27 protein-coding genes and 1 riboswitch are annotated in these 26,518 nt (G+C 67.1%); of the genes, 15 read left to right on the forward strand and 12 right to left on the reverse strand.

The window, feature by feature from the left end; translation table 11 throughout:
• Positions 1–27 precede the first annotated feature (27 nt).
• Positions 28–1,539, reverse strand: coding sequence for a signal recognition particle-docking protein FtsY (ftsY, locus tag AXK61_RS19425; RefSeq protein WP_068746753.1), 1,512 nt, complete (start codon positions 1,537–1,539; stop codon positions 28–30).
• 186 nt (positions 1,540–1,725) lie between these two features.
• On the opposite strand from ftsY, the gene AXK61_RS19430 reads away from it, so the two are divergent.
• From AXK61_RS19430 to AXK61_RS19470, 9 genes are all read left to right on the forward strand, one after another.
• Positions 1,726–2,322 carry a hypothetical protein gene (locus tag AXK61_RS19430; RefSeq protein ID WP_068746754.1) on the forward strand — a complete coding sequence of 199 codons (597 nt, stop codon included), beginning with the start codon at positions 1,726–1,728 and terminating at the stop codon, positions 2,320–2,322.
• Positions 2,292–3,290, forward strand: a complete 999-nt coding sequence (locus AXK61_RS19435; protein WP_068746755.1) for a hypothetical protein — start codon at positions 2,292–2,294, stop codon at positions 3,288–3,290. Before AXK61_RS19430 ends, AXK61_RS19435 begins: the two co-directional genes overlap by 31 nt.
• Positions 3,287–4,147 (forward strand): hypothetical protein, encoded by an 861-nt coding sequence (locus tag AXK61_RS19440; RefSeq protein WP_068746756.1) that lies wholly within the window; start codon positions 3,287–3,289, stop codon positions 4,145–4,147. The genes AXK61_RS19435 and AXK61_RS19440 overlap by 4 nt, the downstream gene beginning before the upstream one ends.
• The gene (locus tag AXK61_RS19445) at positions 4,144–4,938 is read left to right on the forward strand and encodes a hypothetical protein (RefSeq protein ID WP_068746757.1); all 795 of its coding nucleotides are present in this window, start codon (positions 4,144–4,146) and stop codon (positions 4,936–4,938) included. The genes AXK61_RS19440 and AXK61_RS19445 overlap by 4 nt, the downstream gene beginning before the upstream one ends.
• A complete protein-coding gene (locus AXK61_RS25770; RefSeq protein ID WP_068746758.1) occupies positions 4,935–6,410 on the forward strand; it encodes an ABC transporter ATP-binding protein in 1,476 nt (491 codons plus the stop codon). Before AXK61_RS19445 ends, AXK61_RS25770 begins: the two co-directional genes overlap by 4 nt.
• Before the next feature lie 62 nt (positions 6,411–6,472).
• A riboswitch (cobalamin riboswitch) is annotated at positions 6,473–6,586 on the forward strand.
• Positions 6,587–6,626: 40 nt separating this feature from the next.
• Positions 6,627–7,601, forward strand: coding sequence for an ABC transporter substrate-binding protein (locus AXK61_RS19455; RefSeq protein ID WP_068746759.1), 975 nt, complete (start codon positions 6,627–6,629; stop codon positions 7,599–7,601).
• The gene (locus AXK61_RS19460) at positions 7,598–8,326 is read left to right on the forward strand and encodes a (2Fe-2S) ferredoxin domain-containing protein (protein ID WP_068746760.1); all 729 of its coding nucleotides are present in this window, start codon (positions 7,598–7,600) and stop codon (positions 8,324–8,326) included. The genes AXK61_RS19455 and AXK61_RS19460 overlap by 4 nt, the downstream gene beginning before the upstream one ends.
• 5 nt (positions 8,327–8,331) lie before the next feature.
• A complete protein-coding gene (locus AXK61_RS19465) occupies positions 8,332–9,351 on the forward strand; it encodes an LLM class flavin-dependent oxidoreductase (RefSeq protein ID WP_068746761.1) in 1,020 nt (339 codons plus the stop codon).
• 120 nt (positions 9,352–9,471) lie between these two features.
• A complete protein-coding gene (locus tag AXK61_RS19470; RefSeq protein ID WP_156485762.1) occupies positions 9,472–9,996 on the forward strand; it encodes a hypothetical protein in 525 nt (174 codons plus the stop codon).
• A 126-nt stretch (positions 9,997–10,122) separates the two neighbouring features.
• On the opposite strand, the gene AXK61_RS19475 is transcribed toward AXK61_RS19470, so the two are convergent.
• The 9 genes from AXK61_RS19475 to AXK61_RS19515 all read right to left on the reverse strand — a co-directional run bounded on the left by AXK61_RS19475 (position 10,123) and on the right by AXK61_RS19515 (position 17,066).
• Positions 10,123–10,698, reverse strand: coding sequence for a GNAT family N-acetyltransferase (locus tag AXK61_RS19475; protein ID WP_197466877.1), 576 nt, complete (start codon positions 10,696–10,698; stop codon positions 10,123–10,125).
• Positions 10,699–10,892: 194 nt separating this feature from the next.
• Positions 10,893–12,074 (reverse strand): Nickel transporter NicT, encoded by a 1,182-nt coding sequence (nicT, locus tag AXK61_RS19480; protein WP_082789452.1) that lies wholly within the window; start codon positions 12,072–12,074, stop codon positions 10,893–10,895.
• Positions 12,035–12,871: an urease accessory protein UreD gene (locus AXK61_RS19485; RefSeq protein WP_068746763.1), complete on the reverse strand. Its 837-nt coding sequence runs from the start codon at positions 12,869–12,871 to the stop codon at positions 12,035–12,037. Before AXK61_RS19485 ends, nicT begins: the two co-directional genes overlap by 40 nt.
• On the reverse strand, positions 12,868–13,479 hold the full coding sequence (ureG, locus tag AXK61_RS19490; protein WP_068746764.1) for an urease accessory protein UreG: 612 nt from the start codon (positions 13,477–13,479) through the stop codon (positions 12,868–12,870). Before ureG ends, AXK61_RS19485 begins: the two co-directional genes overlap by 4 nt.
• Positions 13,480–13,491: 12 nt before the next feature.
• Positions 13,492–14,187: an urease accessory protein UreF gene (locus AXK61_RS19495; protein WP_068746765.1), complete on the reverse strand. Its 696-nt coding sequence runs from the start codon at positions 14,185–14,187 to the stop codon at positions 13,492–13,494.
• Complete coding sequence (ureE, locus tag AXK61_RS19500) at positions 14,184–14,669, reverse strand: urease accessory protein UreE (RefSeq protein WP_068746766.1); 486 nt, start codon at positions 14,667–14,669, stop codon at positions 14,184–14,186. Before ureE ends, AXK61_RS19495 begins: the two co-directional genes overlap by 4 nt.
• Positions 14,670–14,679: 10 nt before the next feature.
• Entirely contained in the window at positions 14,680–16,407 is a 1,728-nt protein-coding gene (ureC, locus tag AXK61_RS19505) for an urease subunit alpha (protein ID WP_068746767.1), read from the reverse strand.
• Entirely contained in the window at positions 16,404–16,757 is a 354-nt protein-coding gene (locus AXK61_RS19510) for an urease subunit beta (protein WP_068746768.1), read from the reverse strand. The genes ureC and AXK61_RS19510 overlap by 4 nt, the downstream gene beginning before the upstream one ends.
• Positions 16,758–16,763: 6 nt before the next feature.
• Complete coding sequence (locus AXK61_RS19515; RefSeq protein ID WP_068746769.1) at positions 16,764–17,066, reverse strand: urease subunit gamma; 303 nt, start codon at positions 17,064–17,066, stop codon at positions 16,764–16,766.
• A gap of 166 nt (positions 17,067–17,232) precedes the next feature.
• Here AXK61_RS19515 and AXK61_RS19520 point away from each other — a divergent pair, with 166 nt between their 5' ends.
• Entirely contained in the window at positions 17,233–17,895 is a 663-nt protein-coding gene (locus tag AXK61_RS19520; protein ID WP_068746770.1) for a hypothetical protein, read from the forward strand.
• 89 nt (positions 17,896–17,984) lie between these two features.
• Here the strand turns inward: AXK61_RS19520 and gndA are convergent, their stop codons facing one another.
• Both gndA and AXK61_RS19530 read right to left on the reverse strand, forming a co-directional pair.
• Complete coding sequence (gndA, locus tag AXK61_RS19525) at positions 17,985–19,427, reverse strand: NADP-dependent phosphogluconate dehydrogenase (protein ID WP_068571060.1); 1,443 nt, start codon at positions 19,425–19,427, stop codon at positions 17,985–17,987.
• 79 nt (positions 19,428–19,506) lie between these two features.
• Positions 19,507–19,944: a very short patch repair endonuclease gene (locus AXK61_RS19530; protein ID WP_082789453.1), complete on the reverse strand. Its 438-nt coding sequence runs from the start codon at positions 19,942–19,944 to the stop codon at positions 19,507–19,509.
• 245 nt (positions 19,945–20,189) lie between these two features.
• Between AXK61_RS19530 and AXK61_RS19535 the strand changes: the two genes are divergently transcribed.
• Genes AXK61_RS19535 through AXK61_RS26080 form a run of 5 tightly spaced genes read left to right on the forward strand, consistent with a single transcriptional unit; the run spans position 20,190 to position 26,508 of the window.
• Entirely contained in the window at positions 20,190–21,641 is a 1,452-nt protein-coding gene (locus tag AXK61_RS19535; RefSeq protein WP_231855609.1) for an ATP-binding protein, read from the forward strand.
• The gene (locus tag AXK61_RS26075; RefSeq protein WP_082789454.1) at positions 21,638–22,624 is read left to right on the forward strand and encodes a PD-(D/E)XK motif protein; all 987 of its coding nucleotides are present in this window, start codon (positions 21,638–21,640) and stop codon (positions 22,622–22,624) included. Before AXK61_RS19535 ends, AXK61_RS26075 begins: the two co-directional genes overlap by 4 nt.
• Positions 22,625–22,639: 15 nt before the next feature.
• Positions 22,640–25,597, forward strand: a complete 2,958-nt coding sequence (locus tag AXK61_RS19545) for a Z1 domain-containing protein (protein WP_068746773.1) — start codon at positions 22,640–22,642, stop codon at positions 25,595–25,597.
• Between the two features lie 35 nt (positions 25,598–25,632).
• Positions 25,633–26,148 (forward strand): PDDEXK family nuclease, encoded by a 516-nt coding sequence (locus tag AXK61_RS25510; RefSeq protein WP_197466878.1) that lies wholly within the window; start codon positions 25,633–25,635, stop codon positions 26,146–26,148.
• Between the two features lie 15 nt (positions 26,149–26,163).
• On the forward strand, positions 26,164–26,508 hold the full coding sequence (locus AXK61_RS26080) for an NgoMIV family type II restriction endonuclease (protein ID WP_414930013.1): 345 nt from the start codon (positions 26,164–26,166) through the stop codon (positions 26,506–26,508).
• Positions 26,509–26,518: the final 10 nt, after the last annotated feature.

Raw genomic sequence — 26,518 nt, forward strand, 5'->3', positions numbered from 1 at the left:
ACAGGTCGGGTTCGGAGCGCAATCGTGTCAGCCGAGCAGCGCGTCGACGAACGCGGTGGGCTCGAACGGCGCCAGATCGTCGGCACCCTCGCCCAGGCCCACCAGCTTCACCGGCACGCCCAGCTCGTGCTGCACGGCGTAGACGATGCCGCCCTTGGCGGTGCCGTCCAGTTTGGTCAGCACCACGCCGGTGATGTCCACGACCTCGGCGAACACCTTCGCCTGGACGAGACCGTTCTGCCCGATGGTGGCGTCGAGGACCAGCAGCACCTCGTCGACCTTGGCCTTCTTCTCAACGACGCGCTTGACCTTGTCCAGCTCGTCCATCAGGCCGGTCTTGGTGTGCAGGCGGCCGGCGGTGTCGATCATGACGACGTCGACGCCCTCCTCCGTGCCCTTCGCGACCGCGTCGAAGGCGACGGCCGCCGGGTCGGCGCCCTCCTTGCCGCGCACGATGCCCGCACCCACCCGCTCGCCCCAGGTCTGCAGCTGGTCGGCGGCGGCGGCGCGGAAGGTGTCCGCCGCGCCCAGCAGCACGCGCCGGCCATCGGCGACGAGCACGCGCGCCAGCTTGCCGGTCGTGGTGGTCTTGCCCGTTCCGTTGACGCCCACCACCAGCAGCACCGACGGTGCGCCGGCGTGCGGCAGCGCCCGGATGCTGCGGTCGTACTCGGGGTGCAGTTCCTCGACGAGCACCTGCCGCAGGAGCGCGCGGGCCTCGGCGGCACTGCCGACGCCCTGCGTCGCGATCCGGTCGCGCAGCTTCTCCACGACGGCCATCGTGGTGGGGGTGCCGAGGTCGGCGAGCAGCAGCGTGTCCTCGATCTCCTCCCACGAATCCTCGTCGAGGTCGCCCGCGCCGAGCAGGCCCAGCAGCGACGCGCCGACCGTCGACTGCGAGCGCGCGAGCCGGCCCTTGAGCCGGTCCAGGCGCCCCGCTGTCGGGGCGATCTCGTCCAGCTGCGGGGCCGACGGTGCCGCCTCCGCCGCCGGAACCTCGGCCTCCGCGGGCGCGGCAGGCGCGGCAGGCGCGGCGGGTGCCTCGGTCTCCGCAGGAGCCTCGGGCTCGGCGGGAGACTCGGGCTCCGCGGGCGCGTCGACGACCTCGGGAGCCGCGTCCTCGAGCTCCTCGATCTCCGTCGGCGCCTGCGGCTCAACTTCCGCGATGGTCGGGTCGATGTCCTCGGCCTCGGCGAGGCGGGCGTCCTCCTGCGCCTGGACGGCCTCCGCGGCCTCCTGGTCCCGCGACTCCTGCAGGTCCTTGAGCGAGATCTTCGGCGCCGCCTCGGGTGCGGCTTCCGGCACGGGCGGAGCCTTCGGCACCAGCGGCACAGCCTCCGCCTCGCGAGTGCCCTCACTGAAGGAGAATCCGCCGCCGGCCTTGTAGCCGCCGGACTTGTCGAGGCTCTTCGGCTCCGGCGTCTCGTCCTTGAGCGACACACGGCGCCGCTTGTTGAGGTAGAAGCCGGTGGCCAGCGCCGCCAGCACCAGCAGGATGACGACGACGGCGACCAGGATCGCGACGGTGGTTGTACTCACGCCTCGACTGTAGTCAACGCCCTCCGGCCGCCCGCGCCCCACGCGAGGCCAAGGCCGCGGAGGTCGTGCGATGGACATCACGGATCCCGGATCGCGGTGATCGCAACCCTTCGCGCGCCGTACGACCGCAACTAGCGTTCAGCTTCCATCGGGCTCCTCACCTCCTGAAGAAAGCGAGATCGCCCCATGCGCAATCCTCTTCCCCGCCGGACCTTCGTCGCCGCCGTGGCCGTGACGGCGGCCGCCGCGGCCGGCGTCGTCGCCGCGCCCGCCGCGAACGCCGACACCCTCACAGGCACGTTCTCGATCGACTCGGGTTCCTACTTCCGGATGATCCTGCCCAGCGGCACCGCCTCGGGCCCGTTCCTCGCGAACGGCAACTCGACCAGCTCCGACAAGACGATCACCCCGCTCTCCGGATCCCTGACCTCGGGTTCGTACCAGGGGCAGGTCACTTCGCCGCGCACCTTCTTCGGCTCCGACTTCGTGACCTCGACCAAGGCCACCGATCCACAGACCAGCTCGGCGACCGCCGTCCCGACGATCACCCGCAACGGCTCGTCGCTGTCGGGTGATCTGTCCGCGTTCGGCGTCGCCTGGAACGGGCAGGTCTTCAACCAGGGCGCGCCGAAGCCGGGCGGAGGCCTCCCCGGCAAGACGAGCCGCATCACGGGCTCGATCAACGGCTCCAGCTACACCCTCACCTGGACCAGCCAGATCGTCGGCGGACCGTTCAACAACTTCACCGGCCTGTGGCATCTCACCGGTACGTACAGCAAGTAGCGGCTCCCCGCGCGGCGGCGCTGCTCGGGGGCGTCCCCCGGCTGCGCGCCGTCGCGCCCCCGCGCACTGCTGCGGTTCCGTCCGCCCGACGGTGGCCGGCCTGGTTCCTGCTGATCGCGGGCGTCGCCCTCGCCCTCGGCTCCGTCGCCGGTGGCCTCCCCACGACGACGGCGGGCGCGACCAAGATGCTCGACGCCTTCGCGCCGCACCTCACTGCGGAATCGCTGGATCGCCTCGACGGTGACGTCGACGCGATCGCCCGATTCGGCGCGGCGATCCACGCGGACGCCGCCGCCGGGCGGCTCGCGGCGGCGCCGCGGACCGTCGACTACGCGAACCGGTCGGCGGAGGTCGAGGCGAACGCGCGGGACCTGCTCGCGTCGGCGCGGGCCGCGAAGCCCGATGTCGATGCCCTCTCGCGGATCCGTGGGCTCGGCACGCTCCCCCAGCTGCTCCTGCTGATCGGGATCGCGCTCGCCGTCGCGGGGGCGGTCCTCGTCCGCTCCCGATCCGCCTCGCCACGTCGGTGGGCGACCGCTGCCACGGTGGTCTGCGCCGGCGTACTCCTCGTCCATCCGTTCGCCTCCGGGCTGGTGGGCGGGGCCGGGTCGGCGGGGCGCGTGATCGACCGGTTCGCGCCGATCATGACCGAGCAGCAGGTGGTCCGCCTCCAGCACGACTTCCTCACCCTGGTCGGCGCGGTCGGCGAGATCGACCGCGGCACCGCGGTCCGCCGCACGCCGGAGATCCGCGCCTTCACGGCCTCCTGGCAGACGGTGTCCTCCGACCTCGCGTCGCTCACCGGTGCGATCAACGACAACCTCCCCGACTACCGGCGCCTGGCATCGACCAACGCCGCCCTGCCGACCCCCGGAGGGACCTTCGCGGTCCTGCCGTGGGCGGAGCTCGTCCTCGGCATCGCCGTGGCGGGCGCGCTGGTCGGGACCCGACGAAAGACCCTCTCATGACAGTGCTCTCAGCTCTGCGATCGATCACGCGGCGCTCCGTCGCGACCGCGCTCGTCGCCGTGGTCGCCGCGATGTCCGCGGCCTGCGGCTCCCCCGCCCCGTCGCAGCCGGAGACTCCGGAGCACCTGGTCGGGCTGTTCCGTTTCACCCCGGGTGGTTTCGCCGACGGTAAGCCGACGGGCACGTACTTCAAGATGGCGATCGTGGGCGGCACGGCAGACGGGCCGTTCGTGAACAACGCCAACTCGCCGATCGACGACGGCCGCGTCACCGCCCTGAAGCCGGGCACAGCGGGCGGCCTGCGCACCGGCGCGTACCAGTCGGAGGCGAAACCGGGCTTCGGCAACGGTGATTCGCTCTCGGGCTCGGTGATCACGCCGACGAAATTCTTCGACGTGCTGTTCGGAATCTCGACCAACGCCGTCGATCCGCAGACCCGCGCGCCCCTCCCGGCGCCCTCGGTGTCCCGCACCGGAACACGTCTGACCGCGGACGTCTCCGCCTGGGCGGCGTCGTGGAACAACCAGGAGTTCAACCAGGGCGCTCCGAAACCGGTGCCGCGCACCGACGCCGCCGCGGCCGGCCAGGAAGGGGTGGCGAAGGCCTGGGACGTCGTCTCGCAGCGCTGGCTGGCCCAGCCCGCCGCCGCGAAGTCCACCGGCCCCACCGCGAGCGGCACCTTCGACCCCGCGACGCGTCGCTTCACCCTCGACTGGACGAGCCACATCCAGGGCGGCCCGTTCAACGACTTCACCGGCGTCTGGCACCTCGAGGGCGTCTTCGAGCCCGGCGTCCCGCCCACCGCCGCCGGTGTGCCCGCGTCTCCTCATTCCTCCGCACCGAAGAAGGCACCATGACCCGGAATCCGCCCGCGCTCGTCCGCACCGCCGTCGCCGCCACGCTCGCGGTGACGGTCCCTGTCGCGGGTGTCGCGACGGCGGTCCCGACGCCGAAACCGGCACCGGCTCCGACCAGTTCCTCCGCTGCGCCGTCCGCCGCGGCGAAGCCCACCGGGGCGGCGTCGTCAGCGGCGAAACCCGGCGGGGCGGCGTCCACCGTCGTACCCGGCGTGAATCCCGCCGACATCCAGTGCCCGCTCGGCTGGCCCAAACCTCGGGAGAAGGGCGGGCTGGCCTCCCTCATCCTGCTGGCGCCCGCCGCCGGCGCGTTCACCGACGAGGCCTTCGCCGCCGGCCAGGCCTACGACCCGATCCTCAGCCTGTTCGGCCCCTTCCTCGCCGCGATCAAGCCGGTGATCGAGCAGTCACAGCCTGCACTCGCGGGCCCCGTCGGAGCGCTCAACGCCGCGGAACAGGCCGTCTACGACGCGATCAAGCCGCTCTACGCGCAGTACCGGCCCACCGTCATCGAGGCCTTGACCAAGGCCGGCGACGACCTCGCCCCGGCGCTGCAGGAGCTCGCCGCCACGCCCGCCGCCGCGTGCCTCGTGGCCTGGCAGGACCAGGTGCTGGTCGGCCTGCAGACCGGGAAGTGGTCGCCCATCGCCACCGGCGGTCTGGCCGCGCTCGGCGAGCTCGCCGCGAGCGGCAGGGGTGGCACTCCCGCGAAAGCGACACCTCCCGTCAAGCCGTCCACCAAGCCCGCCACGGCCAAGCCCGGCACGGCCGTCGCCGCGAAGCCGCGGTGATCGAACTCTCCGGGGTCACGGTCCGTTACGGCGGGGCGGTGGCGGTCGAGGAGGTGTCCTTCACCGCCCCGTCGGGCGAGGTCACGGGACTGATCGGCCCGAACGGGGCCGGGAAGTCGACCACTCTGCGCCTCATCGCGGGCCTGGAGCGGCCGTCCTCGGGGGCGGTCACGATCAATGGCCTGCGGTACGGAGACCTCCCCAACCCCGGCACGACCATCGGCGTGCTGCTCGACGCGGAGTGGGCCGCTCCATCGCGGACGGCCCGCGAACACCTGCGCTGGATGGCGGCGGCGATCGGCCTGCCGGACGGTCGCGTCGACGCGGCGCTGGAACTGGTCGGCCTGCAGGACGTGGCCGACCGACCCGTCGGCGGCTTCTCCCTCGGCATGCGTCAGCGGCTCGCGATCGCGGGCGCGGTGCTCGGCGACCCGCCGGTCATCGTCCTCGACGAGCCGGTCAACGGCCTCGATCCCGAGGCCATCGCGTGGATCCGCAGTTCGCTCCGGTCCCTGGCCGACGAAGGTCGGACGGTCCTCCTGTCGTCGCACCTGCTGACCGAGCTGGAACAGACCGCCGACCGGATCGTCGCGCTGCACGAGGGCCGGGTGGTCGCGGATGCACCACTCTCCGAGCTCGTCGAACCCGCCCCACCGGGCCGCTCCGGGCTCGAGGAGCTGTACTTCCGGCTCACGAGCGACGACGGTGCCGCCGCCCCCGTGCGCGACCCGGCGTCCGCCCCTCCGCCGGGCGTCGTTCGACGGTCGGTCGCCGCCGAAGCTCGGAAGGCGCTCACCTCCCGCGGTTTCCGGGCGGCGCTCGGCGGCGCACTGGGCGTGGCCGTCGCGGTGGCGGTGGTCGTCGGCGTCTTCGCGGCGGTTTTCCGCGACGCCTCGGTGACCACCGCTGCGTACGGTGCCGGGCTCGTCGGCGGCGCATTGGTCGCGGCGGCGGGCGCGCTGCTGATCGGCCTCGATCGCGAGCACGGCACACTGGCGCTGACGCGGATCCTGCTGCCCCGGCCCCTGCTCGGCTACGGCGCGAAGGCCCTGGTCGCCGGGGTGGCCGGGGCAGCCGTCGGCCTGCTGAGCGCGGTGCTGACGGCCCTGATCGCGCTCGTCACCGGTCTTCGATCCCCCGGTGCGGAGTTCCTGCACCTCCTCGTCAGCGTCCCGGTCGCAGGTGCCCTCCTGGCGGCGCTCGGGCTCGCGGTCGGGCATCTCGTCCCGTCCACGACGGCGGCGGTCGGCGTCGTGCTCGGCTGGTGGTTCCTCGTGGAGGCGATCGCGGTGCCCGCGGTGCCCTTCGGCCGTGCGGTGGCGGCGTGGCTACCCGCGACGAGCGCCCAGTTCGCGACCATCGGCGTGCCCGCGCACACGGTGACGTGGTCGCCGTGGGTCTCGCTGGCGATCCTCGCTGCATGGACGGCCGCAGCGACGTCCGTCGCCGCGTGGAACACCGCGCGGTCGTAGACCATCGCGGATCGCTCCTCGGCGACCGCGTAGCAGCGCTCTCATGACCACATCGCCCTGCTAACGTCGAGGTCCGAGTCGGTCAGGGGAACCCGGCGGGATTCCGGGACTGGCGCGCAACGGTGTGGGGTGGTGACGCCCCGAGTCCGATACCCGGCCGACTCGACGTGTCCACCGCTGCTCCCGCGCACGGAGCGGCCGACGAATCGAGCGATCATGCGGCCCAGCGCCCTTCTCCCCCTGTCGATCCCGCTCGCCGCGGCGACCCTCCTCGCCGGGTGCGGCGCACCGTCGGACAGCGCTCCGGCGCGGCCCTCCGAGCGGTTCCCGATCACCGTCACGACGTGCGACTTCGCGTCGGAGGTGAAGGCGGAGCCGCGGCGGATCGTGACGATGAACCAGGGCGCGACCGAGGTGGCACTCGCCCTCGGCGTCGCGAGCAGGATGGTGGGCACGGCCTACCTCGACGACGAGGTCGCGCCGCGCTTCCAGGCCGACTACGCGAAGATCCCGGTCCTCGCGGCGAAGTACCCGACGCAGGAGAAGATGCTGTCGGCGCGCCCGGACCTGGTCTACGGCTCGTACAACTCGGCGTTCAGCGACAAGAACGCCGGCGACCGCGCCCGGCTGCAGGGGCAGGGCATCGCCACGCTGCTCGCCCCGGCGGGCTGCGCCAAGAAGCCCGAGCGGGCCTCGTGGGACCTGATCTGGGACGAGCTCACCGTCGCCGGCCGTGCCTTCGGCACCGAGGACGCGGCGCAGAAATTGATCGACCAGCAGAAGGCGGAGCTGAGTACTCCGGCGCTGAAGGACGCCGCCAAGGGGCAGCGGATCTTCTGGTGGGACTACGGCAGCACGAACCTCTACGTCGGCGCGGGCAAGGGAACACCGCAGCTGCTGATCGAGTCGGTCGGCGGCGTGAACGTCTTCGCGCACCTGCCCGGCAACTGGGCCGACGTCTCGATGGAGAACGTCGTCGGCTCGAACCCCGATGTGATCGTCGTCGCCGATGCTGCTGGTCACCCCGCGCAGGAACGTATCGACCAGGCGCGCAAGGACCCGGCGATGAGCCAGCTCCGCGCGGTGCGCGAGAACCGCTTCGTCATCGTCCCGTTCTCGGAGACCACCTCGGGCGTCCGCCTGCTCGACGGTGCGCGCCGCGTCGCCGACGGCATCCGGGCCCTGCCGTGACCGCGATCCTCGTCGGCATGTCCGCCGGCGTCGACCCCGACGAGCTCGCGGACCTGGCCCGAGCGGCCGCCGCGGAACCGGCATTCCTTCAGGTCCACGACCCGGCGCTGGTCGACGTGCTCACCGCGGTCGCGGACGGCGGCTCCCCCGACGTGCTGCTCATCGGGACGGGGTGGGCCCAGCCCGGGCCGAAACGGTCGTGGTTGCGCCGGGTGGCCGCGCACTGGCTCCGGGGCTACGACGGTGCGCCGACCCTCCGGCTCGCCCCGCAGCTCCTGCCCGAGCCCGACGCCGCGCTGCTCGCCGCCGCGATCGCCGCGGGCGGGTCGCCCATGGCGGCGGACGCCGCGCCGCTGCACTCGCCCGCGTGGGAGGACGTGCCGCGGCACCGTCATCAGGTCCTCGTGTGCCGCGGTCCGCGCTGCTCGGCCCTCGGGGCGTCGGGACTGCCCTCCGCGTTCGGCGAGGAGCTGCGCCGCGCGGGCCTGGGCGACGACGACGCCCTGGTCACCGTGACCGGCTGCCAGTTCCCGTGCAACCACGCGCCCGTCGTCATCGTCCAGCCGGACGATGCCTGGTACGGGCGGGTCACCGTCGCCGACGTGCCGGACCTGGTCGACGCGCACCTGGTCCGCGACGAGCGCGTGGGTCGCCTCTTGCTTCCCCGGGAACGTTCCTCCGCCCGACGGTGCGCGGAATATTCGGACCGCAGTCCGGGGTTGTAGCGGCCATGAAGAAGATCGGCTTCCTGTCCTTCGGTCACTGGACCGACTCCCCCGGTTCGCGGACGCGGTCCGCCGCCGACGTGCTGCATCAGTCGATCGATCTCGCGGTGGCCGCCGAAGAGGTGGGCGCGGACGGCGCCTACTTCCGCGTGCACCACTTCGCGAACCAGCTCGGCTCGCCGTTCCCGCTGCTGGCGGCCGTGGGGGCGCGGACCTCGCGGATCGAGATCGGCACCGGCGTGATCGACATGCGCTACGAGAACCCGCTGTACATGGCCGAGGACGCGGGCGCCGCGGACCTCATCGCGGGCGAGCGACTGCAGCTCGGCGTGAGCCGCGGATCGCCGGAGCAGGTGATCGAGGGCTACAAGTACTTCGGCTATCAGCCCGGCGAGGGCAAGACGGACGCCGACATGGGACGCGAGCACACCGAGGTGCTGCTCAAGGTGCTGGAGGGCGGCGGCTTCGCGCAGCCGAACCCGCGGCCGATGTTCCCGAACCCGCCGGGTCTGCTGCGCGTCGAGCCGCATTCGCCGACGCTGCGGGACCGGATCTGGTGGGGCGCAGCATCGGACGCCACGGCCGAGTGGGCGGCGAAGCTGGGCATGAACCTCATGAGCTCGACACTCAAGACCGACGAGTCGGGTGAGCCCTTCCACGTGCAGCAGGCGAAGCAGATCCGACGGTTCCGCGACGCGTGGGCCGAGGCCGGTCACGATCACGAGCCGCGCGTCTCGGTCAGCCGCAGCATCATGCCGCTCATCGACGACGAGAGCCGCGCCTACTTCGGGCACGAGCGCTCCAGCGATGACCAGTTCGGCAACATCGACACCTTCCGCGCGGTGTTCGGCCGCACCTACGCCGCCGAACCGGAGCAGTTGGTGGAGCAGCTCCGCGACGACGAGGCCATCGCCGAGTCCGACACCGTGCTGGTGACGGTGCCGAATCAGCTGGGCGTGGAGTACAACACCCGCCTGCTGGAATCGCTGGTCAAGGACGTGGCCCCGGCCCTCGGCTGGAAGTAACGGCTACTCGCCGAACCCGGTAGAGCCGTCGGATCACACACTCACCTGAAGATGACCTTCATTGCGATCGCAAGTACGGTGCTGTCGGGTGGCACCGAATGATCGCGACGAGGAGGCCGTATGTGGGGAAGTCTGCCGGAATGGATCTCGGCACTCGGCGCGGTCGGAGCGCTGACAGCAGCGATCTGGGCGGCACTGGCATCGAAGAAACTCTTCCAGATCGAGTCGGGTAGAGACGAACTCGCAGCAGTGCGCATCGAGAGAGACCAAGCCAGTCAGATCTCGGCTTGGTGTATTGCTCTGGTCGACAACGACGATCAAGTCATCGATCGCGGGCTCCTGATTCACAACAGCTCCAGCACGCCTGTATACGACGTCGAGGTCGACAGCACGTACGCGTGGAGGAGCACCGATGAGCCGAAGCCTCGCAGCATGTTCCGTATGGGTGTTCTGCCACCGGGCGATTTCATCACCACTGTCACGTCCGAGTACGACGGCTGGAGCTTTCCCGACTCGCGCGAGATCTTCGAACTGAAGGTACGACCGGTGACCAAGAGCAAGGCCTGGTCAGTAACGGCTCTCCGCTTCACCGATGCGCAAGGTCTTCCGTGGGGACGAACCGGCCGCTACTTGGGACGTCTGTAGCCGTATCAACTCGCTTCACTTCCCGCGGGAACTTTTCACCGACCAGTGGGTTGCAACCACCGCCTGTGTGAGAACTCCCCGCGGGAAGCCGATGCCGCCGTGATCACGCGCAGTCGGGCGGCCGGCTCAGGTCGTGTACCGCATCAGGACCCGGGTGAAGCCGTTCAGCACCGACGTGGTGTCCATGACGTACTCGAAACCGGCGCGCTCGAACAGCGCGCGGGTTCCGACGTACGCCATGGTCAGGTCGACCTTCTCGCCGCGATTGTCGACGGGGTACGCCTCGACGACGGTCGCTCCGTTCACGCGAGCGAACTCGACGGCCCCGGCCACGAGTTGGTGGCTGATCCCCTGCTTGCGGTGGCCCGGCCGCACCCGCACGCACCACAGCGACCACGGGTCCTCATGGCCTTCGACGTGCGGGATCCGGCGGTTCGTGGCGAACGTGGTGTCGGCGCGCGGGTGGATCGCCGCCCACCCGACGGGCTCGGCACCGTCGTAGGCGAGGACGCCGGGCGGCGGGTCCTCCGCGCACAGGCCCCGCACCCGCTCGAAACGCTCGGGCCCACGCAGGGCCTGATTCTCCGTTGACCCGATGCGGTACGACAGGCAGAAGCAGTTACTGGACGTCTCCTTCTTGGGGCCGAGTACGGCCGCTACATCCGCGAACACGTCGGCGGCCCGCACGTCGATTCCACTCACGGACTCACGCTAGCCCACCTGCGCATCCCAATGGTCGAGTTCGTTTCCGCGTCGTCACCCATGCGCGCGACGCATCGCCTCGGCCTCGGAAACAGCACCTGACCTGCACAGTCGAAGCCATGCGTGCCACGCATGGCTGCTCGATGCGACCACATCCCCTAATCCGGGTGCGCTCCCACCCACCTGCACACGGCTCAGCGCGCGGCCCATCGGTCCTCGATCCGCCCGTACCGCCAGATCAGGAGCGCCGCGGCCCACACCGCGACGAACAGGCCGACGATGACGAAGCCCGCGTAGTCCAGGTCGATCGAGGCGACCCAGCTCAGCGGACCGGACTCGACGTGCGCGCGCTCGGCCAGCACGCCGAGCAGTTCGACGGTGCCGATCGCCAGCGCGACGGCGACCGAGAGCGAGGTGATCGTGATGTTGTAGTAGACCTTGCGCACCGGCTTGGCGAAGGCCCAGCCGTAGGCGGCGTTCATGAAGACGCCGTCGATGGTGTCCAGCAGTGACATCCCCGCGGCGAAGAGCACCGGCAGCACGAGAATGCAGTAGAAGGGCAGCGTGAACGCGGCCATGCCGCCGGCGAGCACGAGCAGGCCGACCTCGGTCGCGGTATCGAAGCCGAGGCCGAAGAGCACGCCGATCGGGTAGATGTGCCAGGGCTTGCGTACGGACCCCGATACGCCGCGGAGCAGGCGGCTCATGAGCCCGCGCTGGTTCAGCCGGTCCTCGAGCTCCGCCTCGTCGTAGCGGCCGGTCCGCATGTCGCGGAACACTCGCACGATGCCGACGAGCACCACCAGGTTGATGATGCCGAGGATCCAGAGGAAGACCCCGGACACGGACGTGCCGATGAGGCCGAGCACCGTCTGCATCGTGGAGTTCTCGTCCTCCACCGGGCCGACGAGCGCGCGCACGCCGAGGGCCAGCAGCGCGGACAGCCCGAAGACGACGGTCGAGTGCCCCAGCGAGAACCAGAAGCCCACCGACAGCGGCCGTCTCGGGTTCCCCTCCCCCGCCGCGACCCGCGTCTCCCGATCGGCGAGGAGCTTGCGGGTGGTGTTGTCGATCGCGGCGATGTGGTCGGCGTCGAACGCGTGGCGGAGACCGAAGGTGTAGGCCAGGAGACCGATCCCGATCGTGAACTCGCCGCCGTCGCCGATCCGGTAGTGCCCGGGCGCGATCAGCAGCACCAGGGCTCCGAAGCCCACGACGTGGAGGGCCACCACCGTGGTGGTCATGCCGAACAGGGACCGACGGTCGCCGGCCCCGAGGGCGGCCCACGTCGTGCGCAGACGGTGCGCGGCGGAAGAGTTCGTCACGGATTCCACCTTCAGTACTTTCGCAGGTTCAGGGGCGCCTGTCCGGTCCATCGGGACCGCAGCAGCGCGATGACGGTGTCGAAGATGCGGGCGAGCTCGGCGGTGTCGTCGCCGAGGCAGCGCAGTACGAACCCGGGTCCGGCGAGCGCGGTGAGACCGCTGCGCACCGCGCCAGCGGCCTCGGTGAGCGCGTGCACCTCGTCGAGCAGGGCCTCGTCGACGCGCGGATCCACCGCGGTGAGCGACCCGACGTGCGTTCGGCCGTCGAGGAATCCGATCCCGGACGGGTCCGCGCGACTCGGCTCGATGAGCAGGTTGTCCACCGCGAGCAGCGTGCCACCGCGATGGATCTCGGTGCGCATGCGCAGCTCGTCGTAGCGGAACCGCGCACCGTCGGGCGACCATCCGGGGGTGACGATCTCGGCCAGGACGAGCGACGCGGACTCGTCGAGCTCGACGGTGCAGGTCTGCCGGTAGGTCGCCTCGCGGTAGAGGATCAGCGCGTCCGGCACGTACTCGAGCGCGGTGTCCGGGCCCAGCCGGATCCGCATGTGCTGGGCGGCGGCACCGTCGGGCGTGCGGTAGACCTTGGTCGCCGACTGCGTGGTGACCACGGCGCGGGCGCCGGCCTCGAGGTCGATGTCGATCGCGTAGGTGTCGCCGCGCAGGCAGCCGCCGCCGGGGTTCACCACGTGGTAGGTGACCTGCCCGGAATCGTCGAGGTACAGGGGTCGCAGGGGCTGCAGGGTGCCCGCGTGCCGCTGTCGGACGGCGACGGTGCGCGGCCCGCGCGGCGCGAGGGTCAGTGCCAGTTCGCCGGTGAGGGCCTGCGCGGGAACACTGTTCATGCGAGGTCGAGCATGAGGACCTCGCGGCGGATCCATTCCAGCACGCCATCCAGTCCCTCGTCGGTCTTGAGGTTGGTCATGCAGAACGGACGCTCGCCGCGGAAGACCTTGGAGTCGGCGGCCATGACGGACAGGTCCGCGCCGACGTAGGGCGCGAGGTCGGTCTTGTTGATGACGAACAGGTCCGACTTGATCATGCCCTGCCCGGCCTTGCGCGGGATCTCCTCGCCCTGCGCCACGTCGATGAGGTAGATCGAGAAGTCCACCAGCTCGGGGCTGAAGGTGGCGGAGAGGTTGTCGCCGCCGCTCTCGATGAACACGATCTGCAGGTCGGGGTGCTCCCGCACCAGCTTCGCGACCGCGGCCTCGTTCATCGAGGTGTCCTCGCGGATCGCGGTGTGCGGGCAGCCTCCGGTCTCGATGCCGACGATGCGGTCGCCGGGCAGGACGCTGTTGCGTGCCAGGATCTTCGCGTCCTCGGTGGTGTAGATGTCGTTGGTGATCGCCGCCATCGACACCTCGCCGTCGAGGTGCCGGGTGATCCGCTCCACGAGCTGCGTCTTGCCCGCCCCGACGGGGCCGCCGACACCGATCCGGATGGTCGTCATGTCGAATTCCTCCTAGCTCATGAACATCCGCGCCCGCTGGCGCCGATGCCGCATCTGGGCGATCTCGAGCCCGGGCGGTGTCGCGCCCAGGTCGTCTTCGGTCAGGGTCATGACGGTGGTGACCGAGTCGGCCACTACGTCGTGCATCCCGCGCTGCACCCGCTGGCCCGCTGTCTGGCCGATCGGGATGGCGCGCACCGCGTTCTGGGTCAACGAGGTGACGGCGGCGAACAGGTGCGCCTCGATCGCGGTCGTCACGGGCGCGTCGACCGCGTGCGCGAGCAGCGCGAACGCCACGGCGGGGTGTCCCTGGCAGCGGCCGGCGTCGAGCTCGACGAGGTAGTCGGCGAGGAACGACTCGGGGGCCACGACGGTGCCGACCTCGGCGGTGCGCCGGCCGATCGTGGCCGCCGCGACGCGGACCTGCTCCGGCAGCGTCAGCGCGGCGAGGAGCCGGTCGAGGCGCCACACGCCGTCGAGATCGCCGAGGTGCAGCGCCTCGTACCCGAACCGGATCGTGGCACCGTCGGCGTACGCGAGCTGCCGGGAGACGTACGCGCGCAACCACGCCGCGAAACTCGCCTCGTCGTCGATCGTCCCGTCCGCGAGGTACGCCTCCATCCCGAAGGAGTGGCTGAACGCGCCCGTCGGCAGGGCGGAGTCGCTGAGCTGCAGCAGCGGCAGGAGATAGCTCGGGGCGGCCGTCAATGCGTGTGCTCCGCGTGCCGGAACGGCGTGGGGAGCACCCGGTGCTGGCGGGTGAACGGCACGCCGTGGTGCGCGAGGTAGTCCTCCACGGTGTGGTCGTACTGGACCACCATCACCTCGGCGCCGTACTCGGAGTCGGCGTCGAAGAACTGGGCCTGCAGGTGCCGGTTGCCGAGTCCGTGTGCGGTGCGGCCCATCTCGGTGACGGTGCGCGGCGCGATCACCAGCACGTCGGTGGAGAGCACCCGCACCGCGATGATGTTCGCGGCGTCGCGGTGCAGGATGTCGCCGTCGCGCAGGTCGCCGTCGGGTCCGGCGGGCGCGGACAGTCGCAGCCCGATCTCCCGATCGTGGTCGGTGCGCACGCGCTGGATCCGCTTGACCAGGTCCGCGCCGGCGAGCGGCACCCGCTCGACGTGCACGCCGTCGAGGTCGGACGGTGCCAGGTCGGCGAGGTTCCCGGTGATGGTCTCGATGATCACTTCTCGCCTCTCAGAACAGGAAGTAGCGCTGGGTCATGGGCAGGGACGACGCGGGCTCGGACCGGACGGGGGCACCGTCGACGGTGACGACGTAGGTCTCGGGATCGACGGTGATGTCGGGCGTGGCGCCGTTGTGCGGCAGGTCCTGCTTGCGCAACGTGCGGATCCCGCGGACCGGCAGGGTGCGCTTGCGGAGCCCGAGTTCCGCCGCCACCCCGGATTCCGCTGCGGCGGTGGAGAGGAAGGTGATCGCGGCGTCGTGCACCGCGGATCCCATCGATCCGAACTGGGGGCGCATGGTGCGCGGCTGGGGCGTGGGGATCGAGGCGTTGGCGTCGCCCATGAGGGCGGTGGCGATCTGGCCGCCCTTGAGCACCAGGTCGGGTTTGACCCCGAAGAAGGCGGGATTCCACAGCACGAGGTCGGCGAACTTGCCCTCCTCGACGCTGCCGACGTACTCGGCGATGCCCTGCGCGAGAGCCGGATTGATCGTGTACTTGGCGATGTACCGCTTGATCCGCGCGTTGTCGCCGCTGTCGGGATCGCCGTCGAGCGGGCCGCGCTGGCGCTTCATCGAGTCGGCGAGCTGCCAGGTGCGGGTGATCACCTCGCCCACGCGGCCCATGGCCTGCGAGTCGGAGGAGGTGATGGAGATGACGCCCATGTCGTGCAGCACGCCCTCGGCCGCAATCGTTTCGGGGCGGATGCGGGAGTCGGCGAAGGCCAGGTCCTCGGGGATGTCGGGGTTGAGGTGGTGGCACACCATGAGCATGTCGAGGTGCTCGACGATGGTGTTCTGCGTGAACGGCAGCGTCGGATTGGTCGACGCGGGAACCACGTTCGGGTGCCCCGCGATCGCGATGATGTCGGGGGCGTGGCCGCCACCCGCGCCCTCGGTGTGGAAGGTGTGGATCACCCGGCCGTCGATCGCGGCGACGGTGTCCTCGAGGAAGCCGCACTCGTTGAGGGTGTCCGTGTGAATCGCGACCTGCACGTCGTACTCGTCGGCGACCGTCAGCGAGTTGTCGATCGACGCGGTCGTCGAGCCCCAGTCCTCGTGCACCTTGAGGCCGATGGCGCCGGCCCGGATCTGTTCGGTGAGCGGCTCGGTCGCGCCCGCGTGCCCCTTGCCGAGGAGTCCGATGTTCATGGGCACGTCGTCGAGGGCCTGCAGCATGCGCGCGATGTGCCAGGGCCCGGGCGTCACGGTGGTGGCGTTGGTGCCCGCCGCGGGGCCGGTGCCGCCGCCGATCATGGTGGTGACCCCGGAGGTGAGCGCGGTGTCGATCTGCTGGGCGCTGATGAAGTGGATGTGCGTGTCGATGCCACCGGCGGTGAGGATGCGCCCCTCCCCCGCGATGATCTCGGTCGCGGCGCCGATGGTGATGCTCACCCCGTCGGAGATCTGCGGGTTGCCGGCCTTGCCGATCTTCAGGATGTGCCCGTCGCGCAGCGCGACATCGGCTTTGACGATGCCCGTATGGTCGATGATGAGGGCGTTGGTGATGACGGTGTCGGGGATCGGCCCGGTGGTCGTCGAGCCCTCCCGGGTGAGTACGCCGTTCTCGCCCATGCCGTCGCGGATCACCTTGCCGCCGCCGAAGACGACCTCCTCCCCGTACACGGTGAGGTCGCGCTCAACGACCGCGAACAGCTCGGTGTCGGCGAGGCGGACGGCGTCGCCGACCGTCGGGCCGTAGAGGTCGGAGTACTCCCGCCGGCTCAGTTCGAAGCTCATCGTGCTCCCCCGTTCCCGGGTGCGGCGGGCGCACCGTCGGACGTCTCGAGCGGGCCGTTGACGCGGTTGGCGAGCCCGTGGACCTCGCGCGTCCCCGCGAGGGCGACCAGGCGCACCGTCTTGCCGTCGCCCGGCTCGAACCGCACGGCGGTCCCGGAGGGGATGTCCAGACGGTGGCCGTACGCCGCGGCGCGGTCGAAGTCCAGGGCCGCGTTGGCCTCGGCGAAGTGGAAGTGCGAGCCGACCTGGATCGGGCGGTCGCCGGTGTTGGCGACGCGGACGGTGCGCGTGGGCCGGCCGGCGTTGCCGGTGATCGGCGCGGCGGCGAGGCGGAGTTCTCCGGGGATCATGCGCGCCTACCGGATCGGGTGGTGGACGGTGACGAGCTTGGTGCCGTCGGGGAAGGTCGCCTCGACCTGGACGTCGTGGATCATCTCGGCGACGCCCTCCATGACATCGTCACGGGACAGGACGGTGGCGCCGTACGCCATGAGGTCGGCGACGCTCCGGCCGTCGCGGGCGCCCTCGACGAGCTCGTACGTGATGATCGCAACGGCCTCGGGATAGTTCAGCTTGAGGCCGCGGGACTGGCGGCGGCGCGCCAGGTCCGCGGCGACCACTATGAGCAGTTTGTCCTGCTCTCGAGGCAAGAGGTGCATGAGAATTCACTCAAATCCTTTGCCCCCGTGGCAGTCAAGCCAGATCGTTAGGCGCAACAACGTCGAAACACGAAGTTAACCTCGCGCCGACGCCGCGCTCCGCGGCGACCTAGTCTGGAAGGTACGGACGCATCCGCTCGACCGGCACGAGACGAGGTGATCGGCGATGGACAGGAACGTGGCTCGCGGCGAGAACAGTGCCATGACCTATCGGCGCCTGCGCGTGCTCATCGGCTGGATCGGCTTGAGCCTGCCGGTCGTCCTGCTCGCCGCGGGCATCGTCGACGGGCACGTGCAACAGTCGCTCAGCGCCTACTACTACACCGCCGTCGGGCCGTACTTCACCGGCGCGGTGTGCGTGATCGGGGTGTTCCTGCTGGCGTACCGGTTCGGCGACGCGGCGGTGGAGAACCTGCTCACCAGCATCGCCGGGATCGCGGCGCTCGGCGTCGCGTTCTTCCACGCGGCCCCGACGAACCCGAGTACCACGCAGAACGTGCTGGCCGCGATCCACCTGACCTGTGCGGGTGTGCTGTTCACGCTCCTCGGTGCCATCGCCGTGTTCCTGTTCCCCAGCGACGTCCCGCCCGCGCAGGCGTGGCAGGCCCGCACGTACCGGGCGCTCGGGGTGACGATCTGGGCGGCGATCGTGGCGATGGTCGCGCTGAACGCCCTGGTGCCGGAGTTCTACCGGAGCACGCACCTGTTCTTCTGGCTGGAGTCGGTGTGCGTCATCGCCTTCTCCGTGAGCTTCATCCTCAAGGGCAGGCTGCGCTGCAGCGGGGCGACACCGTCGACCGAACGGCGCCGCGAGGCAGCGCCGGCGTAGCTCCGGGCCAGCCGAGATGACCGGGGCCCTGCAAAAGCGACGGTGACCGCGGCGCGCAGCCACGGTCACCGTCGGGGATGTTGCCGGACTCAGTCCGTCTGGACCTCGCTGCGGTCGCCCGACCACAGGGTGTGGAAGACGCCCGGCTTGTCGACGCGCTTGTAGGTGTGCGCGCCGAAGAAGTCGCGCTGGCCCTGGACCAGAGCGGCCGGCAGACGATCGACGTTGAGCGAGTCGAAGTAACTCAGCGCCGTCGCGAAGCCCGGCACCGGCACGCCCGCCTGGGTCGCCGTCACGACGACGCGCCGCCACGCGTCCTGGCCGTCGCGGATCGCCTGCGCGAAGTACGGGGCCTCGAGCAGGGTCGCGAGGTTCGGGTTGGTCTCGTAGGCGTCCGCGAGCACGTTGAGGAACTGCGCGCGGATGATGCAGCCGCCGCGCCAGATCTTGGCGACCGCGCCCTTATCGATGTTCCAGCCGTACTTCTCGGCGCCGGCGATGATCGCGTCGAAGCCCTGGGCGTAGGCCACGATCTTGGAGGCGTAAAGGGCCTTGGCCACGTCGTCGACGAAGCTGTCGTCCACCGACGGTGCCGCCGGGCGCGGGATGTCCAGCGCGCGGACGGCGTCGCGCTGGTTGCGCTTCGAGGAGACTGCGCGGCCGAAGACGGCCTCGGCGACGCCGCCGACCGGCACGCCCAGGTCCAGGGCCGTCTGCACGGTCCAGACGCCGGTGCCCTTGCTGCCGGCCTGGTCGGTGACGATGTCGACGAAGGGCTTGCCCGTCTCGGCGTCGACGTGCTTGAGGATGTCGATGGTGATCTCGATGAGGTAGCTGTTGAGCGGCCCCTCGTTCCAGGTCTTGAAGATGTCCGAGATCGCCGCCGGCGAGTGGCCCGCGACGTTGCGCAGCAGGTCGTACGCCTCGCCGATGAGCTCCATGTCGGCGTACTCGATGCCGTTATGGATCATCTTGACGAAGTGTCCGGCGCCGTCGGTGCCCACGTGCGTCACGCAGGCCTCCCCCTCGGCGACCGCCGCGATCGACGCGAGGATCGGGCCGAGGGTCTCGTAGGACTCCGGGGTGCCCCCGGGCATGATCGACGGGCCCTTGAGCGCGCCCTCCTCGCCGCCGGAGATGCCGGCGCCGACGAAGTGAATGCCCGTCGGCGCGATCTTCGCCTCACGGGCGATGGTGTCGTGGAAGTTCGCGTTGCCGCCGTCGACGATGATGTCGCCCGGCTCGAACCGCTCCTTGAGCTGCTCGATCACCGCGTCCGTACCCGCGCCGGCCTGGACCATGATGATCGCGGTGCGCGGCTTGGCGAGGCTGGCGACGAACTCGTCGATGGTGTCGCTGGCGACGAAGTTCGCCTCGGGGTGGTTCTTGGCGACCTCGTGCGTCTTCTCCGGCGAGCGGTTGTAGATCGCGACGGTGTTGCCCTCACGGGACGCCAGGTTGCGGGCCAGGTTGGAGCCCATCACCGCCATCCCCACCACTCCGATGTTCGCCTTGGCGTCGTTGCTGCTCATCGCTCGTTCGTCCCTCTTCCTCGTGCCGGTCCACACTCGGCCCCTACGTTACGTCCCCATGCCCGACGGTGCCTCCACCTCACCCTCGGTTCGCACGCTCCCGCTTCGCCGCGTCTACGACGTCCTTGATGGCGGCCGCCGCAGTCGCGGGATCTTCGTGCTCCCACACTCGGACGACCGTCCACCCGGCCTTACGCAGACGCTGGTTCGTGTCCTCGTCCCTCGCCCGGTTCTTCTCGACCTTCGTCGCCCAGAACTCCGCGTTCGTCTTGCTCACCGAGTGGTGCTCCGGACATCCGTGCCAGAAGCACCCGTCGACGTAGATGGCGACCTTGAGCCGTGGGAAGACCAGATCCGCACGGCGGCGCGCCAGGTCTCGAAGTGGAGCTCGATCTACGAAATAGCGGAGGCCGAGACGGTGCGCCTCCCGCCGGACCGCCAATTCGGGTTGCGTGTCCCTGCGACGGTTCGACTTCATCGACCGTCTCACGCCGTCTGACGATGCCCACGAATTCATGACCCCAGTCTCATCGTCCTGTGACCACACACCACCAGGACCACTCTTTCGTACCCAAAAATCGGGTTGAACTCGCTCTTCAGACTGTCACAGTTCTGAAACCCGGGCCGGGTCCGTGTCAGCCACTACGACTATGGTCGCGATGTGAACCTCCCACGACGCGATCAGAGGTGTCGATGACCACCGCATGGCAATTTCGTGTTCCGACCACCGGCTCAGTGACTTTACCCCCGGACGCTCGGTACATGGAGGCGCTGACCAGTCAGGGCTACGGATTCGAGGCTGCGATCGCCGACCTCGTCGATAACTCAATCGATGCTGGGGCCCATGACGTCGTGATTCACTTCCTTCGCGACGAAGACAACCTCGTTAGCCTGCTGGTCATAGACGACGGTTGCGGCATGGATGCGCCAACGCTAGACATCGCCATGACAGTGGGAGCGCGACGCGACTATACCCCCCGCTCGCTAGGCATGTTCGGAACAGGACTCAAGTCAGCCTCACTGAGCCATGCAGATGCTGTCACAGTCGCGAGCCGAACCAAGAACACACGACCGGTCGGCAGACGATGGGCGATGAAAAACGCACTCAACGGCTTCCAGTGCGATATCGTGGACAACGACTACGCTCAGACGCTGATTGACCGATACAATGGCTGCCCAATCGGCTGGCACGGCACCGTGGTCAGATGGGACGACGTTAAGGACTTCCCGCAGATCGGGGACACTTCACAAACGGATAGATACCTCACCCGAACTATCAGCCGTCTCGGCCTTCACCTCGGCCTGCAATTTCACCGATTCCTTGCCGACGATCGTTTCAACATCACGATTGCGGTCGAAGACGTAGCCTCGGGAACCCAGTACATGAACTTCGGCGTCGAGCCGTTGAACCCATTCGGGTACCCCGTCACTGGGAATTCCGAGTATCCCCGGGCCTTCACTGCCGACTTGCCTGGAACGGATCCAATAACACTCAATGCTCATATTTGGACACCCAGATCCAATCTCGAGCAGTATAGGTCAATCGGCAGCGTTCTCGAGAAGCAAGGATTCTATTTTTATCGAAACAACCGGCTAGTTCAGGCCGGTGGCTGGAACAACTATCGCCAACCCGAACAACACCTTTCGTTGGCACGAGTCGCTATCGATATCCCCGATGGGTCGAGTGACATATTCAGGCTAACAGTCAAGAAAGACGGAGTCGAAACTTCCCCGGCATTCATCCGTGCTCTCGATGCCGCCCATGACAACACGGGCCGCAGCTTCTCAACATACATCGAAGCAGCACAGGCGACATACCGCGACGCCCGCAAGCGATCGACCGCGTCGCGCAAGCCCGTCCTCCCCCCAGGCAGCGGGATCGACCCTGCGGTAAAGATCAGCATTTCGCAGGAACTCCAATTCGTCGCAGGCGAGGACCCTATTGCGATACGCTGGTCACCACTTGAGCAAGAAATATTCTTTGAAATTGATCGAGACTCCCGAATCGTCCACCTGAACAAGAAATACCGCTCTAGCATCCTTGGAGGAAGGAACGGATCCCTAAACGACGCACCACTGGTAAAGGCACTGATGTATCTTCTTCTTCACAAGACATTCGAAGGCGAATACAGCGGCGCTCGAACAAAAGACAACCTCAAGATGTGGCAGACAGTTCTCACAGCCGCCGCTGAAGCTGAAATAGACAAGCCATGAGCGAGGGACCGGATTCTGGAGATTCGATTCCGCCGTGGGCATCAATCGAATACTACCTGGCCAACTCACTGTCCGCGATCTATCCCGTGTCGGACACCGATCACCTGGCACTTCACTACGAAGTACACGGTCCTTCAAAATCAGTCATGCTCCTGGTCGAGCTGCCTCGGTCAGAGAAGTGCCCATCTTCGCCTTCCCCGAGGATCGAGGTCACTGAAGTCAGGTACCGTGGTATGCGCTCCGCGCAGGTCCGAACCAATTCCGTCGACCTCCTTCGCGACTTCCACGACCTCACGATCGCAGTTGTGGACCGAATTCTCCGAGAAGGATTCTCACTTCAAGACGCCCTCAGCGCAACAATTGACTCTTGGCACCGCTTGATCGATACACGCAGCTCGTTGCAGGCAATCCGTACCGGACTGCACGGAGAGCTCGCGATCCTCGATTCGGTTGCGGTTCAACAGGGATGGCGCAGAGCAATGCAATCCTGGGTCGGACCGGAGGGAGCCGTGCACGATTTCTCGCTCGCCGGATTCGACCTTGAGGTCAAAACGACAACTTCAGAGTCCCGGATCCACTCGATTCACGGATTAGAACAACTAACTCCCAAGCCCGGCCGCGAACTATGGTGTGCATCGATCCAACTTGCACCAGGTGGAGCAGCGGGGCGAACCCTCACGGAGACTGTTGAGGCCACCCTAGCAGCGGCATACTCGACATCCAGAGAAGTCGGGGCAAAGCTACTCGACTTGATCCAATCTGCCGGCTACAGTAAGCATGATCCGCAGGCCTTAGACGAAAGATGGAGTATCCGTTCCGAACCATTGATGCTAAGCGCGATCCACGTTCCGCGGATCGCTCCGGAGCTTCTCGGGCAGGTCGCCCAAGATCGCATCTCGAACGTCACATACTCCGTCAATCTGAGCGGTCTCCCACCTGACGTCGATCCACCCCTGGATCTCACATCCTTCCGCCTACCCTAGAAAATTGAGAAGCCCATGTCCGACATTCAGTCTGCACGACTCGACCTACACAACGCGGTACTCGCTGATCTTGCGGCGACGAAGCCCAAGTCACTGTCTCGCGCACTCGAGTACCAAGCTGAGGCGTTGTCATCTCTGCATCAGACACTTGCAACGCTCGATGATTTCGCCACTGCTCTTTCTGACGCTTCCGCAACCGATGAGCTCGTCGAAATGTGGCGAAAGCGATTGACACATTGGGACTATGCTGCGCCGACGTCGTGGTCGAGTGCGCAGCCATCGACAACCGATCGTCGGGATCATATCTACTTAGGTCTTGGACTTGACGAGGCCTTGGCCAGCCAGCTCACGCGCCTTATCCCGGTGGCGACGACTGACCGACCAGTTGTCATCAGCGAAACGTTCGAGCAGTGGTATTCGCCTGATACGCAACACGGTCGCCCATTTTACTGGCCGCACTACGAGCAACTGTTAGAGAAAAAGGGGTGGAGTCCAGAGGCTATCGCGAGCCTAAACGATGCGTCAGACTCCGTTGTCGCACGACTTTCCGATCCCACACGGGAAGAAGCGTATCAAGCCAAGGGATTAGTAGTGGGCTACGTACAGTCTGGCAAGACTGCCAACTTCACGGGCGTGGTCGCAAAGTCCATCGATGCAGGCTATCGCCTAGTAATTGTGCTCGGCGGCACACTAAACATGCTTCGAGGACAGACACAGCGGCGCCTAGACATGGAGCTGGTCGGACGCGAGAATATTCTGCGAGGCGCAAACGAGATCGAATCAGACTACGCCGACGACCCTGCTTGGCTGAAGGGTGATTTTGCCTCATTTGGCGAGCTTCCTTCCGCACTGGGAGCGTTCGATATCGTACGAATGACCACTCGGGACAACGACTACAAGAGCCTATTGCAGGGCATTGTTGCGCTCGAGTTCGAGAAACGGGAGCCAACCCTTCCGTTGCACGACCCGCGAAACCTACACCGCTCATCTGCCCGACTCATGGTCGTAAAGAAGAACAAGTCGGTGCTCACGCGGCTCGTTAAGGACTTGAACAAAATCAAGACACCACTGGCCGAGATCCCTGTCATCATCATCGATGATGAGTCCGACGAAGCATCTGTGAACACGAAGGATCTCAGCAAACCAAACAACGAGCGAACGGCGATCAATAAATTGATCGGCCAGCTCCTGGTCATGCTTCCTCGCGCGCAGTATGTTGGCTACACAGCCACACCATTTGCGAACGTATTCATCGACCCCAGCGATGCCGTCGATATTTTCCCACGGGACTTCATTATCTCTTTGCCGCGCCCCGAGGGATACATGGGCGTGGAGGACTTTCACGATTTGCTTTCGCCAATTCCGCCCCTGGAACGAAACTTCGAGAACTCGAACGAGAAGGCTCACATACGAAACGTCACCCTGGAAGACGAAGATGAAGACGACACCTCGCTTCGCGAGGCGGTGGATGCATTCGTTCTCGCGGGAGCAATGAAGCTGTATCGCGAAGACCACGGCGACACGCCTATGACGTCGTACACCCACCACACGATGTTGATCCACGAGTCGATCCGGATGGCTGATCACCGTGAACTCCTAGTTCGAGCGAAGCGCCTATGGTTCAACGCCGGGTACGCAGGTCCTGCAGGGCACCGACGCCTTCGAGAACTCTTCAACTCAGACTTTGCCGTAGTCAGCGCATCCCGCTCCGAGGGCTACGCTGTACCTGACTCCTACGACGCATTGATGTCCTATATTGGCCCAGCTGTTGCTCGGATCGGTGGCGACGATAATCCGGTGATTGTCGTTAACGGCGATAAGGACCTGGAGACCGGCGTGGCTGATTTCGACAAACGTCCAATCTGGAAGATGCTCATCGGCGGACAGAAGCTCTCGCGGGGATTTACTGTCGAAGGATTGACAATCTCCTACTTCAGAAGGACCACTACGAGCGCTTCAACGCTTATGCAAATGGGGCGTTGGTTCGGCTTCCGCAGCGGATACAAGGATCTCGTGCGCCTGTATCTCGGGCGCACCGAAAGACTGACCGCCAAAAAGACGGTCGATCTATATGACGCGTTCGAGGCTATCTGCCTCGACGAGGAGACCTTCCGCGCAGAACTCAAGAAATATGCGAATCCGATCAACGGATCGTCCCAGATAACTCCCGCCCAAGTCCCTCCCCTGGTTTCGCAACACCTCGATTGGCTTAAACCGGTGAGTCCGAACAAGATGTTCAATGCTCGACTGATTGAAGCCGATACCGCTGGCGAGTGGAACGAACCGACAGCCTATCCTCAGACCGCAAAAGACGTACGCCACAATTTCGATCTATGGGCACCCCAGCTGGAGAAGCTCCCGCACGGTATCGAAACCTTAGAAGTCACGGCTCCTGACGGCGTCCGTGACAAGCTCGTCGCGCTGACTGGAATCATCACCCCGCAGGTCGCACTTGATATTTTCGAAAGATATCGCTGGGCGAATGCAGATCAATTCGCGCCGCATCTGGCGTTCCTTCGATCTATCACTGAATCTGAAGCCGTCGCCGATTGGCTATTGGTTGCCCCACAGTTGACCACGCCGACGCAACAGGCATCCTTGAGCAGCGCTCGCACGTACTCCTGGTTTGCACGCGATCGACGAAGTCAGCGGACGAGCTTCGGCGCTATCAGCGCTCCGCGCCACCGCACGCCGCTTCTCCGGATCGCCGGCGCGCTCCCGCCGTCGGACGATCCTGCTACAGAAGCACTGGTTCGCCCGAAGCGCGGGACCATAGCCTTGTACCCGATCGTCGAGCGCCCTGGACGAGAGTTGATTGAGGAATCTCGGGTCTTCGATCCCGGATCGACAGTCATGGCCTTCTCGTTCGTGGCACCATCGAGCGCTCGAAGTTTTGATGGCCGAATCCTTCGTTTCACCACAATCGATTCGTCGCAGACTTCGCCGGTCATTGACGCGCCCGGCACTACCTGACACCAGGGAGCGCGCGTGCAGACTACGCTTCGTTCATGCCTGCACCGTTCACGAGCGACCTCTGCGGCTACCGCGCTCACGGTAAGCCCAATACATCCGATGTCACCAGTAAGCAATCCGTGAGTCTAGGCATCGCGCTGTTCGACTCACTGGGCGTCGCACGAGACGCTAAGGGCGAGTCCGAGACTGGGCTTCCTCTTGCCAAGCGAGTCCTTGGCGACCTGAGCGCCCGCCTGCGTGACGCAGGTAGCTCGCGATTCGTCGTTGAAGATCGAGCACCCGCCGACTTCGAGCAGTTCCACCACGTCGGAGCCTTCGACCGGCTGAACATCGAACCGTCTCCTGAGTACACCAAGGCCTGGAACAGACTCACGGCACTGGTTCACCGTCAGAAGCCAACGCCGTCGAGCGGACAAATCAGCACGTTCATGGAGGCAGTCGAGACTGCGGTAGCAGACGAAGTCTCAGCCCGTCGGGCGGTGCTCAATGGCGTAGCGCGTGAATCATTACTCCACCTCGATGTGGCCGTCGCAAACGGTTCTACTCCTTGAATCTCCGAGCTCGATATTGGACTTTCTCTCAAATGGTCGCTTCGGACTGATAGGGCGCAGGACTGCCGCACACAGGGCGCGAAGCTAGCAGCGCTTCGACGTGGGCGAATGCCACATTTTGCGGCGGTAACAATCGAACCTCGACCGTATATGCTAAATCTCCTGTGCGGAGGTTCCGGAGATATCGACTGCGTATACCACTTAGATCTTCCCGCGTTAGGCGAGGCGATCGATTCTGTACTCAGATCGAAAAGAGACAAGAAGTCGCGTAATACAGTCGACACGTTTGACAGGTTGATCGATCAGCGACGGCTCCGCGACTACGACGAGTTGGTCAGGTACACTCTCACGTTATCCTGATCGAATTTTC

The organism is Tsukamurella pseudospumae, assembly GCF_001575205.1.
In the GTDB taxonomy this organism is placed as follows: Bacteria; Actinomycetota; Actinomycetes; order Mycobacteriales; family Mycobacteriaceae; genus Tsukamurella; species Tsukamurella pseudospumae.